The 17003-nt window shown below is 48.8% G+C and carries 8 protein-coding genes; 5 read left to right on the top strand and 3 right to left on the bottom strand.

Going from position 1 to position 17003, the window contains the following annotated elements; all coding sequences use genetic code 11:
* Positions 1-109 precede the first annotated feature (109 nt).
* Positions 110-2179: a DNA phosphorothioation-associated putative methyltransferase gene (locus ABEA92_RS21195; RefSeq protein WP_345685943.1), complete on the bottom strand. Its 2070-nt coding sequence runs from the start codon at positions 2177-2179 to the stop codon at positions 110-112.
* Positions 2180-2467: 288 nt separating this feature from the next.
* Between ABEA92_RS21195 and dptF the strand changes: the two genes are divergently transcribed.
* Genes dptF through ABEA92_RS21170 form a run of 5 tightly spaced genes read left to right on the top strand, consistent with a single transcriptional unit; the run spans position 2468 to position 13197 of the window.
* Positions 2468-4051, top strand: coding sequence for a DNA phosphorothioation-dependent restriction protein DptF (dptF, locus tag ABEA92_RS21190; RefSeq protein WP_345685941.1), 1584 nt, complete (start codon positions 2468-2470; stop codon positions 4049-4051).
* Entirely contained in the window at positions 4051-5382 is a 1332-nt protein-coding gene (dptG, locus tag ABEA92_RS21185; protein ID WP_345685939.1) for a DNA phosphorothioation-dependent restriction protein DptG, read from the top strand. Before dptF ends, dptG begins: the two co-directional genes overlap by 1 nt.
* Positions 5363-10501: a DNA phosphorothioation-dependent restriction protein DptH gene (dptH, locus tag ABEA92_RS21180; RefSeq protein WP_345685937.1), complete on the top strand. Its 5139-nt coding sequence runs from the start codon at positions 5363-5365 to the stop codon at positions 10499-10501. The genes dptG and dptH overlap by 20 nt, the downstream gene beginning before the upstream one ends.
* Positions 10488-11129 carry a hypothetical protein gene (locus tag ABEA92_RS21175; protein WP_345685935.1) on the top strand — a complete coding sequence of 214 codons (642 nt, stop codon included), beginning with the start codon at positions 10488-10490 and terminating at the stop codon, positions 11127-11129. Before dptH ends, ABEA92_RS21175 begins: the two co-directional genes overlap by 14 nt.
* A gap of 16 nt (positions 11130-11145) precedes the next feature.
* Positions 11146-13197, top strand: coding sequence for a ParB N-terminal domain-containing protein (locus ABEA92_RS21170; protein WP_345685933.1), 2052 nt, complete (start codon positions 11146-11148; stop codon positions 13195-13197).
* Positions 13198-13244: 47 nt separating this feature from the next.
* Here ABEA92_RS21170 and ABEA92_RS21165 read toward each other — a convergent pair whose 3' ends face one another.
* Positions 13245-15806 (bottom strand): ATP-binding protein, encoded by a 2562-nt coding sequence (locus tag ABEA92_RS21165; protein WP_345685931.1) that lies wholly within the window; start codon positions 15804-15806, stop codon positions 13245-13247.
* Positions 15807-15838: 32 nt separating this feature from the next.
* A complete protein-coding gene (locus tag ABEA92_RS21160) occupies positions 15839-16993 on the bottom strand; it encodes a cysteine desulfurase family protein (protein ID WP_345685929.1) in 1155 nt (384 codons plus the stop codon).
* Positions 16994-17003: the final 10 nt, after the last annotated feature.

Raw genomic sequence — 17003 nt, 5'->3', positions numbered from 1 at the left:
TAGATACTGTCTCAGTTGGCTATCGGTTCCCAGCTATCCTCAAACGGGCCCACCGACTTAGTCGCGAAGAACAACCAGCATGAATGATGTTTCCGCAGTACCTGGCAGATCACTCGGACGCCGGGGGCCTGTAGAGATACGCATTGCCTTGCTTTTTGAACTGCAATTCTCCTGCTTCACGCATGTGAGCAAGCTCACATGTTGTCAATTTGAGTCGCTTCCGTACTTCCTCGCTGCGAAGCCAGTCATCCTCGGGCGATTGCGTTAGCCGTGGCACCACCTCTTTGTTCCAATAGCTCGCTCGACCGATAAGCGATTTGTCAACGTTGTCTAGAGACATCCACGCAGCGGAACGCTTCTGACTCTGGGCAACATCGAATCCTTGGTAGTCCTCTGCAACGAACAGCCATTTGTGATGGTAAATGTAGGGATCCGCGAGAGCCCTGTGCAGCTTGATCGACCCGTCGGAACGAACAACCGCGTAGTCGCCTGTCGATGGTTCATCGGCGGTATCAAAATCAGGACAGTGAATGAAACTGACGTTGCCGTTTAATTCGTTGTGCTTGATGACTGTGTAGCTGAACCCACTGGGCAGCGTTGCCTTGGCAGTCGCCACTGCTTCGCGCAAAACGTCTTCGTACTGTCGGTGGACGTACACTGCTCCGCCGATCCGCTTTCCAACTCCGAGCTTTGAACATCGCTTCGGCAACACTACCTTCGGTTTCGCCGATGTTTGCGACGACTTCACCAGCCGGTGTCCACGGTGCGAGAAACCTAACATTTGCAAATTTCCCTGCCAAACGGCACGCGTGAGAAAATCGTCACCTTCGTGAATTAGGCCGTGCTTGAATTCTTGCTTTGTCAGCCGCTCGAACTTGGCTCGCCGCTCATCCTCTGCGGCAAGCATTTGGTCCTTTCGGTCCAGCAACGGAGGATTGTTTCGACTCTCTGTTTCGTAAAAACCGACTCGTAGAGTCCGCAGCCAGATTTTTGTTGTTTCGGTCGTGATTGGATGTGGATCCGTTTCAAACGTAGGGCAAGCAAGGTAGGAAACCTTGCCAGAAACACGATGAATTTTAATGAGGTTCGCATCCTCTACGCTTCCGATGTAGGCACGGGCGCAACCCTCATAAATCCGCAGCAAAGGTTCCAGTTGATCCCGGACGCACTCGTGAATCCAAAGCGAATTTGGGCAGAGCCGCCCAATGGGAGACCGCTGACACGCCGCATCGATTTCCATAGGGTCACCGGCTCGAAACATCAACTGATCTGCTTCTTCACACGCATTCTTATAGCTGGTAAAGAACGCCTTCACATCACGTTGGAATTTCAGAGACAATTCCGAGAACTTTGGGCGTCTACCAAAATTCGCGAGTGCCAAGTAAACGAGCAAGTCCTCGCTGCGTTGCTTACGAACGACTTCCCAGTCATCGTCGGAGGTGACTCGCCGAATTAACGCGAACGCCCGCTTCAGAGATCCGAACACCTCGATGACGGGCTCCGAGGCGGCGAACTCATCTGGTTCGGGTAGGCGGCCGAGTTCCGTGATTGCCTCGATCAAAGCATCTAGTATGTCTCGATGCTCTTCATATCGAACTTCGGCGATTCGTTTCCGTGGTGCAGCGATGCGACGGCGATACTTCGACGCCAAGTAGGTCGACTTTAACTCCTTGTCGCGGAATATGTAGTAAACACCGGGAGCTGCCGGAAAACACTCCTGGCCGAGTGCATCTTCCAAGTACTGTCGCAGTTCTGCTTGCGTGTAATACTTTTGGAACGTACCGATCCTGGTCAGCACGCCATCGCCGTATTCAACGTCACCGCCACTCTGGTCGCTAACGATGATGCGTGCCGCCACGCAGAGTACCTGTTCCGCTAGTTCCCAAGCATCTTTAAGCGTCGTGGACCGTTCGTCAACGTCCTCGATAACATTCAGCACAAACCCAAGATTCACAACGGGAGAAGCAATCTTAGGTGCATCAGGCCGAAACGCCGGATCGAACCCATAGCAAGTGATCCCGCTAGCTTGCAGTCCCGTCAAATCGTCTCCGTGACCGCAACCATAATCGAACATCACCCGATCGGTTGTAACCAATTGATCGCGAACCATGCATTTCACTGGAAGAGAGTGCTCTGTCCGGCGAATCGCGGCCTTGTGACGCTTAATGCTCTCACTCATCTGTCTGCCAATCAAAATCCAAGTGCAAATAGTGGCACACGATGACTCACCCCCTGCTTTGACTGGCTCTGAAGTAACGTCTTGCAGGATTCGTTCAAGACATTGTCTCGAGACACAGTTACAGGCTTGTGTCTGTCGTTCGCATGAACCACAATAATCCCATTCTAGGCGATCTGCGATTTCGGTGGAGCGATTCATGGCAACCCGAGACTTTAGTCCAGTCGGAGATGCGAATATTTTATTTGAACTCGTCTAGACGGTTGATTTGTATCGGAACCGGGAAGCTCTATGTCGCTGAAGCAAACGATCGAAATGCTCTCCAAGGGATCTGCGCAAGCGGTCACTACTCTTAACTCCTCGAGTGTCGACGCCGAGAAGTTGAAGAATTATCTCTATGTCAAAACGCCCATCGAGAAATCGCTGATTGGAACGATTGAGGAATCGACAAAAAAGCGAATCATCTTTTTATGTGGATCAAGTGGTGACGGGAAGTCTGAGATTTTCTGCCGGATCCATAACAAGTACTCGAGCACTTTCGAGTTTCATCTCGATGCAACTCATAGTTTCGATCCAGGTAAAGATGCAATTCAAACGCTGGACGACAAGTTTGCAGAGTACAAAAAGGCTACCAAACCTCTAGTTGTCGGGATCAACATCGGAATGCTGGGAAACTTTGCTGCCGAAGGTGATCTAGCCCATAGCGATATTAAGCGTTCGATCAGCAAATTCTTGTCTGGGCAGGATGTGTCTAACGCGGAACATGTTTTCATCAATTTCGAGCAATCCCCCAAATTCAACTTGAAAGGAGACTTAATTGAAGCTCCTTTCATCGGTCCACTTCTTAAACGCATTTGTGCGATGGATGATAAGAATCCAATTTATGCTCAATGGAAAAACAGTCCAGATGGGACGGATCTCAGTCGAAACTACGCTTTGCTCTGCGTACCCGAAGTACAGCAGCGAATTTGTTCGCTGCTCTTTTATGCCCACTTGAAATTCGATCAGTTCCTCACTGCCCGGACCGTGTTGGATTTTGTCTATCAAATCCTTGGCGGAAAAGGCTCGTTGTTTGACAATATTTTCTGCGGCAAAGGCTCTGAGCTGTTCGATTCATTGCGCATGCTGGATCCATGTCATGCGAGATCAAAGTCACTTGACCTCTTTCAGGTAAAAACGTCGCTGGGGCTGATCTCTCCAGAATTCCAAGTGTTCAGGGATGACATTCGCAGCGAATTTGGTTTGGAACTCACTGAGTCGCGATCATGGGTGCGGCTGTTTTATGTCATGCAAGACGTAGAACTGAGTAACAATTTCCATCATCGGTTTCGCGACGATCTTAAGCGAGAATTGTTCGACGAGTTTCGCGACATATGGCAACTTCATCGGGACTACGATGGTGACAACAAAGAAAAGCGTACAAGATTACGGAAATTCTATAACGATACTTTTATCTCAGCGGTGACCAGCTTTGCGAATCGCTTCGCACCAGAGATTCAACGAGACCGTTTCTTGCTTGGGAAACCCAATGGGTTTGCTCTTTCGGCCAATTCTCCTATACAGCCTGAGCTGAGCCGCTTGGCGAGTGAAGCGCCAACGCAGCTACGCAGCTTTGATACGTACCTAAAGGTGGGTGACGAAAAAATTGGACCGGTTCCGGTGTCAGTAAGCTTCCTTGAGCTAGCGAGAAAAATAAACCACGGATACCGTCCAAACACCCACGATAAAACGACGGTGGTCAAACTCGAGGAATTGGTTGAGGGAATACGTCGGATTGTCAGAAAAACGGATTGGCTCTATATCCAAACTGACGGATCGGAATGGAAGTTGGAAAACAACGAATATGAAGACGAGATCATTGTGGAGCGTCGATAATGCAACACCTGCTCAATCAACTTGCCAGGCTTAACGATCAGAAAATCGGTGACAACAAGATTTATTCTTTTCTTCCGTATCGCAAAGGAGCTAAAGAGTTTGACTACGACGTCGTGGGCTGTAACGTGCTGTCGACATTGATGGGGAAACATGTCAAAAAAAACTTTTCATTCGAAAAATACAAAACCCAGTGCCTCGACCATCTAAAAGACAAGTTAAGCGATCCTGATGTCCTTGTGGACCTTGAGGAAATGTACTTCTCTGATGCAACCATCGCCAAAACTGCGCCGGAATTCTTGCTTCTTCGGTCGCAAGAAAAATGCAACACTTCAACGAAATACTTGATCGACCTGTTTCGTGGATTTGTCAGTCAAGGCGCGAGTCAGCTTGATTTTGACAGTGGAATGAATTTTATCGAACGCATATTCCTGGACATCCTAAGCCAAAATTTGCAGGAGCCCCGCGTTCAACCAACTGAGGCTTGTTATCTTCCGTTCGTCGCAGAGAATTTCAGGCGCGACGTGCTGTTCCTTAGTAAGCATCCAGATTATTTCTTGGACCAGCTTACTAGTTGTATTGAGTTGTACACGTTTATTTATTGCTCACAGCTTGGGCTCAATATTAAGAACTGGACTAATGGTGAAGTCCCAAGCAGCAAACCTCTCTATTTCATTCTAGATACGGAAAAAGCGAGTAGTGAACGCACCTTGGTTATGAAAGGAGGATATCGGTCAGTCGCCCCACGCATGGCAGATGTCTTCCCGATCTTAAGTATGCTTGAGTACCTCAACAACGACTCAACTGTCCCCAAAGAACCCTTGTGGGCGTTTGCAAATGCTGTTCGCAGCACTTCGGCCGAGCAGCATGATGTTGTGTTTGCAGAGGTATCCAAGTTTGCTGAAGAGTTTCGAAAGAAACGCAAACTCCATCCGACAAACCGCAAGCCTTCAAATGCGATTGAATGCATGCAGCAGCTTACTACTTACGGAATCAAACAATTTGACAAGTCCGCCAAGGGAGATCGGCACAGCGTCAATGCTACCTACATAAAATTTTTCGAAACGGGTGTAGCAAATAACTTCATCCAAGCAAGAGGACGGTCGAGCAAGGTGCTGGTCGTCAATCAGGATTTCTTATTGCTGCTTACGAACCTTGCGATAGCTAATCGAAGCCCCCTTCGTTTTCAGACATTGCTTGCCGAATTTCAATCTCGTGGTTTTTATTTCGACAAGAGTTCTCAGCAAGCACTAATTAACTTTTACGAGCGAGTCGGAAACGTCGACCGCATGAGCGACAGTGGAGATGCGGTCTATGTCCGAAACACGATTTGATGCTTTCTTAGCGGTACAGCTCACCCAATGGCTCGAAACGCGTGCAACTGCTGGTGAACGGTATCAGTTTCGCTCATCGGACAGTAGTAACACGACACGCATGATCTCGCAGCTTCACGCGTCAGCGTCCAGCTCCATTGATGTTCATGGCACGAAGATCCCGTTCCTGCAAATCGGTGGAGTACGGGTGCTCTGCGTTGCGCATGCAGATACCACTGAAGTAACTGGAGGCTTCAACGAAAACTACATCTCGATGCTCCGTGACCGGGTGGCCGAGCAAGACGATGTCTTTAAGCAAACTAGCCTGCTGATTATCCACAACAGTCTTTTGGATACTTTAGTCAACAGTGCAATCGACTTGGCCAGTAACGGCGCGGCATGGTCGCCTGCTGAGGTTCAAGAGTCACTACTTAGACTTGCGAATGCTGCCGGAAAATCGGGGAACGTGTACAAATGCATTCTGCAATGGCAGGCCGAGGCTATCGCTGACGAAGGCGGGAGTGTTTTCGGTTTTAGAAAAATTCACGACTCCATCGCTGAACAGGAAGGATTGGACTTGCGCCCGCTTGGGCTGTTCAACGACAGCGGTTTGACGGACATGGACAAACCTCAGCAGATCAAAAAACGTCTACAAGACAACCGCCGGTTGCATGACGAATTCGATCACGCGACGCACCATTTCCCAGATGAAGTTGCGGAGCGTCTCGGCATCAGCGAGGCGTTCGAGAAAAAACACTTCAATGACTCAAGCGACGTGAAATGGCCTGACCTCGATTTGCAGATCATAAAAAATGAGCTGAATTCACAAGAGGATAGCAAGCTTGAGTTTGTCAGCCTCCTTTCCGATTCGTGCACCGTCATCGGGCCACGCAACTTTTCCGAAACAGCAACAGGAAAGCGCCGAAAGAGCATCATCCTGGTTTCGAAGCCAGAAGCGGAAAGTATCGAACTCGCGATTGAGTTTATTAGCGATGACTTGATGGAACCGGAGGTGAAGGTAGAGCACAATAAAGAGGTTGCTGCGCAGTCGAAGATTGTAGTTAAGCCCAATAAAAGAAAGAACTCTAGCACCTTATTGTTATCGTTGCCGATTCGTGAATCGCCCGAGTCATTTCGCGTGCGACTCGATCGCAGCAAAACATCGGAACGCTTTGTGTTCAGCATTCTCGTTCTGAAAGAAGGACAATTCCATATCAGCGGCTTTGAGAACTCTTTTCTAATCAACACGAATGACAATCCAGAAAAACGATTCGTTTTACTTCAGACAGACGAACGTGAGCTTTCGATTAACCCTGAAATCTCAGCAAGATGGCAACTGACGGACAACGACCAGTCGGTTTCAAGATCGGAACACGGGACCGTCGACTATGGTTCGATGCACGAAGAGTCGGACCTCGTGTCCTTCGAAGTTGAAAGTCAGGGTGCGTCACTGCGATTCAACGTTGAAGGTGAAATGAGCCAGCAGTCGCTAACGCTTCCTTTGCTGATGGACGAAGGAAGGTTTAACCGCCTTTTCGACGACAACTACAACGGAAAGTTCCTGCCGAAAACTCAGCGTGTTGTCATAGATAACAAGGAAACCAACGTTATCGCAGTTCGCTTTAAGATACTTAACGTCGAGCAACAGTTCGTCGATGAAAAACTACTTTGCTACGGCGACGATGGGAGCTCAAAACCGATCGCCAAAATTCGAGAAGCAGCTCCCGAATTGTTCAATGCATGGAACAAGCTTAATAACTACTTCAAGGACCATGAAACGATCCCTAGTTTAGCCTCCTGGGGTCCGGAAATGATCGATCTCGTGGGAGGGTACGTCACCGAATACCAAGCTTTCTTGAAGACGATCGAACTTGGCAAAAGCCTCGACGACTCTGTTCGCGATGTGATGAAGCTCGGAAGTGCCATATTCGACGGCCGGCGATTCCTTACGCCATTTCATCCTTTAATTCTTTCATACTACCGGCACTTGGCAACCGAAATTACGCGTGACGCCGACAACCGCTCGTTCAAAGAGGTCCCCGGTGTAACACGTCGACGGTTAAATGCTCGCGGATTATTGCCTTACGTCTATTCAGCCGAGCACGGGTATTGCTACACGCAAGCCGTCGACGAAAACGCATACTGGCTCGAAATCGTCCCACAGGAAGAGAGCAGTTACGAATACGTAACGCGTCTGACAAAGGAGAAGATTGAAGAATTTGTCAAGACATTCGACGAACTGTTCAAGGACGGAACGGACGCTCCACTGTTAATCAACTCGGTCAATAATGGCGATAACCGTGAAGTGTTCATTGGGATTCTGGAGTACTTCCGTGACAATGGGAAAGAGTCGGAAAAAATCCATGTGAACTTATACGACGATGCACTCAGCGAAACTGAGTTTGATCGTTTTGCGGAACTCGGAACTCACAGCAAGATCAGAAAACAGTACCGGCTCGACCATGGAAAAACCAAGAAAAATGCCGACTCTATTATTGATTTGCTCCGATCAAGACTGACATTCAGTAAGTTCCGCGTCTTGGATGTAGATCAACAGGCCTATGCTCACTTGACTCTTTTCCGAAACAATCAAAAGGTAGAGCGAGTCAGCATTGACATCAACAACCACATATCGGGAGTAGCGTGTGACGGGCTTCTGAACGGTGAAGCATCCTGTTCCGAAAACCAAAACTACTACACGGGATTTGGTCTCCAGGATGTCGATACAGCGGAGCTACCACACCTTGAACTGGCGCGACTTGTTGGAACGCTTCAGCAGCCACTGATCGCCGCTAACGAAACCTACAACAACAGTTCCGCAATCCGGCTCGCGGTCAGCGATTCGTTTCGCGAGCTGCTTGACCGATCCTACGACAGTTCACTCTGGATCACGATCATTGACCCGAAGGTGACGCTGAAATTCTTCGAAAAGACAAAAGACGTCGTTCTCATTCACTTTTCGGATCAGTACACCAACTCGGCTGGGTACGACGCAATTACGGTAACGAAACAGTCGGAACTGTACCGAGATGTTTTACAGCACGGCTCGGATGACGCGGTTGGCGAGTTCAACGCATTTAACGGCGAATGGCTGTTGAAAATGGTCACCGCCAACAAAAAGATTCGTCGCGAACGTGAAGGAATCATCGGCGCATGGAAGCTGATGAGTGCGTTGGTCTCGAAGTCGGACATCACCTGGGTTCCTCTCTCGGTTGCTGAAATGATCCGAGTGTCAGGAAATATTGGATTGCGAATGAGCGATGGCGATTTTTCCCGCTATCACAAAGACAAGACGAATACTGGACGCATCTCCGACGACGTCCTATTCGCCGGCTTCAAGGACAAAAATCTTTACCTCATCCCGATTGAGGTAAAGACCGGGGCGGGCGATTTCAAAAAGGCGCACGAGCAGGCGAAAAACCTCCGAGAATATCTCGTCGATCGACTCTTTGGCCCACTAACGTTGGAAGGCAAAATCTATCGAAGTTTGTTCATCCGCCAAGTGCTGATGCAAATTGAAAAATACGAGCTTTACGAAGTTTTCCCCCCGGACTACTTTGCCGAGCTGCATGAAAACCGCGAAGAGTGGCTACGTGGCGACTATCTCGTTTCGGAGGTTGAAAACTATCCCGAGGCATTCGTGATCGGACACCTGGATAGCGAAACCTGCTTTGAGACCACCGGGCACGATAGCGAAGGCGTTGCAACCCTGAAGCTGCCGTCAAGCTATCTTCAGTCGCTGCTCAAGACTCCCAGGGCAAAGCTGGATGAGCGCATTCACGCCGAGAATTTTCCAAACATTCCCGCGCGGTACTTCCTAGGGGGTAATGCCGGCGAACCAGAAAGTCTGCAGCAAACGCCGCCTGTAGAACCGCCCAACACGGGGGCTGGTAACGAGCAGCCTGTGGTCGTCTCGACGAAAGTCGCAATCGTTCCGGATCTGCCCACAACGCCGGATGTTCCAGCCGCTCCACAAGGCAGCATGCGGATCGAGTTTGGAACTGATGTGAGAACTAAAGAGCAGGTATTTTGGGAGCCAACCAACACTACGAAGGTACTCAACCCCAACACCGCAATAATCGGCACGATGGGCACTGGGAAAACTCAGTTCACCAAAAGCCTCGTCACGCAGCTCATCCGCAACCAAGATGCAAATGTCGACGGGCAACCGATCGGAGTATTGATTCTGGATTACAAAGCGGATTACGTTAAGCCCGATTTTGTGGAAGCCACCGGTGCAAAAGTTCTTGAGCTTCATCGTCTTCCGTTCAATCCCTTTGCGCTCTTCGGTAACAAGCCAATGCTCCCGATGCACACGGCTAGCCAATTCCGCGCCACTATCACCAAAGCATTCGGCCTCGGCAACAAGCAGCAGAACCGCATCAACTCACTCGTCATGGATGCTTACGAGGCAGCAGGAATATTCAAGACGGATCCATCGACTTGGTCGAAACCGGCGCCTACTCTTCAAGACGTCTGGGCGATTTACAACGCTCAAGAGAAGATCGATGAAGACTCGCTTTACGCAGCTCTCGCGGAGCTCATTAACTTTGAAATCTTTGAGCCGGACAAAACAAAAGCTCAATCACTGTATGACATGATTGACGGGGTCACAGTTATTAACCTATCCGGCTACGATCAAGTAATTCAAAACCTGGTCGTCGCGCTGACGCTGGATCTCTTCTTTGCCCAGATGCATCAGAAAGGCAGCTCAAAGATCGAGGATCCACATCGCCAGTTAACCAAGTTTGTTTTAGTTGACGAAGCGGACAACTTCATGAAGCAAGAGTTCCCAGGACTTCGCAAGTTGCTCAAGGAAGGACGCGAATTCGGCGTCGGCACGATTCTCTCTACGCAAGAGCTAACCCACTTCAAGACAGCCAACAACGACTACTCTGGTTACATCCTCAGCTGGATCATCCACCGAGTCGCCAGCATCAAATCGCAGGACATCAAATCCCTGTTTAACACTGCGGGGAAGGACGAAATCGATTCGCTAATTAATTCAATACGTGAGCTTGAGAAGCATCAGTCGCTTTACGTTGATGGGGAGAAGCACGTGAAGAAGATGCGAGACCTAGCGTTCTGGGAACTGATCGCTGGTATCGATACGGGAGGCATTTTCAATGCAGATGCCTGAAGTATTCACTCACGCAACTTTTGCTCAAATTCCGGATGAATACGGTATTTATGCATTTTACCTCAATTTTGAATATGTCCTGCGTTCGGCAGAAGTTAAGACAAATCTTAACCCAACAGATTTTGATCGCATTCTTGCCAAGAGTAATCGAGCACACCGGCTTTCAAATCCCAAGGATGTGCAGATTAACGTCTATGGTCACTCTGTAGAGTTTGCCTCGTTCTACACAATGCAAGCACGTCACCTCATTGCCTGCGGAGCGACCGATTCTACGTTCACTTCGAACCAGCTTCTGCAGTTTGCTCAAGTTCTAGACAAGTGCACTCTGCTCACAACCCCGCTCTATATCGGTATTGCGGAGAAACAATTTTTGTCGTCTCGATTCGCGCAACACAAAGCAAAGTACGAGCGTCTCAAAGCAAAAGTCCCTCAGCCAGAAGCTGCTTCCGGAGACAAGAAGTTCGCGAGAGGCAAACAATTCTACCATCGACTGGTCCGGCGAAAGATTGAGTTTCGGGATTTGGCATTTGCTTGCATCCCGTTAAGTGCTAACGAAGTTAAATTTGCCCGTCCCGTTGAGAAACTTCTACACGCATTTGTCAACCCGCCGCTCTCCGACAAACACTGAACAAAGGAAAACAAAAATGTCACTGCCAGGTGCAAATGTTAAGCCCAAAATGACGGACTCAATTCGAGGATCGTTTGGACTCTTTACGAACGCGGGAAATCGTCAGATTGCATATCTAAACACGAGGTTCCTTCAAGAAGACTTGCAACAGATTAAGACCGTGCGGCAAGTTATTCCCCGTCATGTTTTGCGCATTCGTGAGTTGATGCAACGCGACATTGACGACGATCGTGTGAGATCGGAAGTTGTTCAGTATCTAACTCCTCAAGAGGGAGTTGTGCGGACACGTTTTTTCCCACCTATTGTTGTTGCTGCACTCCCGAAGCCGATGCCGCCGAACTACGATCTACCACATCTTTATCCTGCGCCAACCAATTATACCGGTGGAATGTTTCCGATCGTTAGAGACGAAAATGAAGGCATTGACTATGAACAGCGAATATTTGGTGACTCATTTGGATTTCGTATTCCTTTAATCGGTGGTTCATCATCCGAGAACGGTGAACTGTTTCATGGTTGCGAATTCATTTGGAATCGTGACAAGCTTTCACTTGTTGCGATTGATGGCCAGCATCGCTTACTTGCGATCAAGTCCATTCTTGGAATGTTACAAGAAGAAGATCGTGCCCGGGGATACGAAAGTTGTCGTCTTGACGCTGAGTCGATGAAAACGCTGGGATTCTCAAGCATTCCTGTCTGTATCGTTTCGCCGTGGATGTTGTTTGAGAGCAACAGTGAGTTGACATCTGGGGATGAGATTGCAGGTGTCTTTAGACAAATTTTCGTAGACGTCAACAAGAATGCCAAAACAGTGAGCGCGAGCAGAAATATTCTGCTTGATGAACAAGATCTCATCTCTATTTTTACTCGCAATATGGTCGACAGCTTTGAGGTAGAGTCCGATCTTCCAGATGATAAGCCTGTATCCGAGGATTCAATCGCTCTGTATCAATTCGAGTGGGATTCGCCCGACGGAAAAGAGTTTCAGGTCAATGATCTTCGAGCAGTCAGTTCCGTTGGCTTGCTGAATAAGATCATTCGAGATTTGCTCCTCGGGAAAGATCGGTCCGAGGATAGTTTTAGAAATTGGCTCAAAATTGAGGAGAATGATGAAGATCTCTCTCCAGCAGAAAAAAAGCTTCCAGGCATTGACCCTGTAAATATTGGATCCACAAAATTCTCTACGTGGCAGCGGCCGATTCTCGAAAGACGATTTGCCCAGACTGTTCAACCTTGTCTGACATTTGTTCTTCGAAACCTATTTCCCGCACGAACGCTTATAGACAGACTCGAGGAAAAACGCTTGCAGCTGGTGTCTAAGCATAAAAGCGAGGAAGGTAATTTTAGACCCCGTTGTAGCCTCGATTTTCTCTTAGGTTCGCGAGGAGACCAGGCACAAATTCGCGACATGTGTGCATTAGAACATCCTGTCGGCAGTTTCGATCCGGACATTTGCAAAGCGACGATTCAAGACATTGCTAATGATTTCCTGAGGCGAGAAATAGATCCCGCGAAGTCGAAGCTCTTCTCGCGAATCTTCTTCTCCCGGGTTGGACAAGCGGAATTATTCGAGTTCGTAATGTCCACGCTCTGGCGGAATGCGTCTGACGACGCTTCTTGTATGGAATTATGCAAAACATTTGTAGCCGCTTTCAATGGGGCATTTGAGGCAAATGAAGGTAACCAAATGCTTTTCAGCTCAGATCAACCTTGGAATTCGTTGTCAATTGCCAATCTTTCAACTGCGAAGTATAAGCAGCACCACATAGCCGCGCTGTTAAAGATTGCCTTGTGTTTTCTTGGCGAACCCCATGGGATGAACGATCTGTTCCGCGATTGGAGCAAGACTCGAGACTACCTCGTCGACGATGGTGTTAAACAGATCAAACAGGGACTTAGGCACAGGCTCTCTCTGCGTCTGTCAAATGCCGCAGAAGTGCGAGAGATCTCTGATGACAAGAAACGCAGAGAAATGTTGGACAAAAGAGTACGTGAAGATGTTGACGAGATCGTGGACAAACTTTCAGATTTTGTCTCCAATTCGACCGGCAGATCCCTTGAAGCATAACCGCTGCTCAATTCAATCGTTCGCCAAACGCCGCCTGTTTCGCCTGTTCAGTTGTTTTCAGTAAATCCAAACCGCATCTGACCCGGACACTCCGTAGGGATGATTGTGTCCGCTCTTTCTGGATCATTAGGAAGGAAAGAACCAATTATCCTCAAAAGCTCGCGAAGGTTTTTAACGGGTGTTTCGCCCCAGATGGAAGAAGCGACGCAGTCAAGCAGCTCACGAATTTCGTTAAATTCCTCTTCTGCTAAATCCGCGTCTTCCTTCAAGATGTCAGTGTACGAAGGACACATGCCTGTGCCATAGTATTGATATTCAATCGCGTTCACGGCACACGCCACGCTCAACGAATAGTCTTCCTTTTGATTTCTTTCCGGAACTCCCCGGAGCATTCGCAAAAAGCACTTAGGGCACATGCTCGCATATGCTTGGGAAGCCAGCAGGTGCTCGGCACGCGAATTAGCAGTTGTCATCACCTGACGCACACTATTGGATATAAACGTTTCTTCTTCATTGCCCATTCTGGATTCGTAGTCCAGTTTTGAGAGAAACTCAACACCAATGCCTCCTGCCACCCGTTCATCTCCTGATTCGTAATCAAGCTCCAGGATTGACCTCACAAACTTGTCAAAGTCGTTCGATTCCTCCAAAAACATAGTCGGCAGCGAATCCATTTCGACGTAATCTGATAGTTGGAGTGCCCCTCTCAACGCTTCCAATCGCAGGTCGTAATCTTTACCAGACTCAAACAAAGTGACGAATTGTTCAAACCAATGATTGGAATCGTATCCGATGAACGTTCCGCTACTGGAACTTTGCTTGAGTCGTGAAAGTGAGATTGCGAATCCTCTGAGGTAAAGACGATGCAGGTCAGCACACGCGAATACCGGAAGTGTTCCGTCGCCGGCGAGGTGCTTTTGAACTTCACGCTGAGAGAAGAACCAAATCGCCGCATCAATGCACGCTTGCCCGCCCTCTGTGAGTAAGGTAAAGGTCGTGGTGCTTTGAAGTAGCTCCTCTATTCTTGCATGCCATTTGGCAGCCCAAATCGAGATCACAAAATCTCTGTCCCGACTGAAGTAAAAATCGACTTGCTCGCTGGCGTACTGCGAAAGAAGGGCGCAATCGAAAAATCCTGGATCGATTCTCGATATGGCTGGAAGACCCCAACCACGTTTTACTTCGCTGGCATCAATTGGAGCGCCCTGATGGATCATCATTGAACCAAGTTCCGTTAATGCGGCTTGCACGTTGGTTCCTGGTATATCAGCGCGTCCGATACGAGATTGCAGCCAATTTTCAAGTAACGATTGCTCATCGAGCTCGCTTGGCAGTGTACCTCCCTGGTAGTGACGCGTCGCGATTGCGAGCAGGTAGGGATCCGAGGTGGGGCAACTGTCGTTCTTAACATTGAACGCCTTGGAATAGGTTCGGTAAGCAGCTTGCAGTTCTTCGGGATCATAATTCTCTAGGTACACAGCACTCCAATCCGATTTTTCGAAAACTCTTGGTGAGTTCGTCTCAATCAGCGCAAGATCGCCGAGTCCGATGCGAGCAGCTTCCGAAACAAACGTAGGGTTCCCGCGTTTTTGCAGGAGACGTCCCGCCGAGGTGTTCGTAAAGCTAATGACCGTGGTAACACGCGCAGAGTCATTCGAGATTCGTTCTACCTCTTTGTCGATCGCAGCGGCTTCCTGAATATCTGTTTCGTTCCAGCCGTCGAAAACAAGAGTCAGTTCTTGTCCGCTCTTCTTCAATACACGTGCCAATTTCCGGACGAGTTGAGCTGGCGAGGCTTCCGTAGAAAATCCGCTCCAACCGAAATCCTCGGCCAACTCATTCAGGAGTCCTGATATCATGCTTGAAGACGGGAAGAACAGACAGGGTCGACCTGCGTCGATTTCTTCACTCACAAAATTACAGAGGAAATTGGTTTTGCCAACCTGCGGGCGACCGGTAACTACAACAACCTTCTCATGTCGACGCGAGACTAGTTCTCGAAGCTTATCCGACGCCTTCGTTCGCGCAACATATAGACAAGGGATATACTTTTTGCTTGAATGGATCGAGTCCCCACGAAGTCTTTGCATCCGAGCTGCGATTTGATGCCGACAGAACTCAAGCAGATTGTCAGGTGATAGGGAGACAAAGAGTTCCATCGCTTCGGATTTTAGCGCCAGGTCATCAGCTGAGACTTGAAAGCCATTCAACACATGAGGATGATCCGTAGGTATTGACTCGCCAGACATTTCTTGTTTGCTAACGGTGTCATATATTCGTGAGGTTGTACCGTCGGTTACAACAACGAATGGTGCAATTTGGTCAAGTAGTCTCGCGTACGAAATCCCCTGGTCTCTTGCATCTTCTACAGACTCACTTGGTGCTTTTACTTCAACTACCAGTAAGTTCTGGTTGTTCCGCCTCACAAGGACGTCGGCACGGGGGTTGGCGATAGAATTTGACTTAGTTCGTGTTCTTCGTCCGGTCGTTATTTCAGCGCGTCCTATTCTTACGCTAAATACGTATTCAAGCTTGAATTCGCCAGCTTCAAATCCATGCCCCAAAAGCCAATTGACTACGATCTTCGTTCGAATGTCTTCTTCAGTCACAATCACGCTCGTATCAAATGTGCCTAACACTTTCAAAGTTGAATCCGAAGACTTTCCACTTCGGTAACTAGCCTGTCGATAGGAAGTGCTGGAACATCACTCCCCCACGATATCCTAACAGACTCATTGGCTTGGTCTTCGCTGAGTCCCATCGCGATCAGGACATGGCTTGGGTCGTAGGAATCGCTGGTGCACGCCGATCCGTTCGAGAATGCTAGCGATTCACGCAGTGCCATCATTAAAGCTTCGCTATCCACGCCTGGGAACCTAATGTTAACGACATGATCCTGGCATCTAGACAAGTCGCCATTTACGACATGTTCGACTTTTTTAAGCTCGAGCAAGAATGCGTTCCTGACGGCTCGCGAAGCCTCGGCTCTTGTGTGCTGTTCGAGTTTCGCCAGCTTGGACGCCTCGCCGAATCCAACAGCCAGCGCAACTGGTACGGTGCCCGGACGAAGCCCGCGTTCCTGACCTCCTCCGTGCACCAGAGATGAGATTGGAATCCGTGTGTTACCCTGACGCTTTATATAGAGGCCCCCGATGCCTTGCGGTCCATAGATTTTGTGGCTGCTGATAGAGAGCAAGTCGAATTTAAGGTCCGTTAAGTCTGGTTCCTTGCCGAAAGTTTGTGCGGCATCAATATGGAACCAAGTGTCGGTCGCCTGTAAATGTTCGCCGATTTCTTTTATCGGTTGAATCACGCCTGTTTCATTGTTGGCGTGCATCACTGATACGAGCAGAGTGTCTTTCCGACATCGCTTAACGACGTCATTGGGGTCTACAAAGCCTCCAGACCCGACAGGGACTAGCTCGATCTCAAAGCCCTTTGTACCGAGGTATTCTAGAGGCTCCAAGACAGCCTTATGCTCGATAGTTGTTGATAGAATATGTTTTCGTCCTGTCGCTTCTCCGTGAGCCGCAAGTCCAATAATCGCAAGGTTGTTGCTCTCGGTTGCACCACTCGTAAAAATAATTTCTTCAGGTTTCGCGGCGATCACGTTTGCGACTTTTGCTCTCGCATCCTCCACCGCATCTTTCGCTCGATGCCCATATACGTGGGTTCGGCTACCTGCGTTTGCCGGTGGACCTAAAAAACATTCACGCATTGCCTCAAACACTCTTGGATCAAGAGGCGTGGTTGCGTTGACGTCAAGATAAACGGGTTGTGTGTCGTTCGTTTTCATTTTTGAACTT

The sequence above is a fragment of the Novipirellula caenicola genome (assembly GCF_039545035.1).
Lineage (GTDB): Bacteria > Planctomycetota > Planctomycetia > Pirellulales > Pirellulaceae > Novipirellula > Novipirellula caenicola.
This window is presented reverse-complemented; position numbering and strand designations above follow the sequence as displayed.

Excerpts from the sequence above, each read along its gene's own strand:
- dptG (WP_345685939.1), top strand. The coding sequence starts at position 4,051 with ATGCAACACCTGCTCAATCAACTTGCCAGGCTTAACGATCAGAAAATC.
- dptF (WP_345685941.1), top strand. The coding sequence starts at position 2,468 with ATGTCGCTGAAGCAAACGATCGAAATGCTCTCCAAGGGATCTGCGCAA.
- ABEA92_RS21170 (WP_345685933.1), top strand. The coding sequence starts at position 11,146 with ATGTCACTGCCAGGTGCAAATGTTAAGCCCAAAATGACGGACTCAATT.
- ABEA92_RS21195 (WP_345685943.1), bottom strand. The coding sequence starts at position 2,179 with ATGAGTGAGAGCATTAAGCGTCACAAGGCCGCGATTCGCCGGACAGAG.
- ABEA92_RS21160 (WP_345685929.1), bottom strand. The coding sequence starts at position 16,993 with ATGAAAACGAACGACACACAACCCGTTTATCTTGACGTCAACGCAACC.
- dptH (WP_345685937.1), top strand. The coding sequence starts at position 5,363 with ATGTCCGAAACACGATTTGATGCTTTCTTAGCGGTACAGCTCACCCAA.
- ABEA92_RS21175 (WP_345685935.1), top strand. The coding sequence starts at position 10,488 with ATGCAGATGCCTGAAGTATTCACTCACGCAACTTTTGCTCAAATTCCG.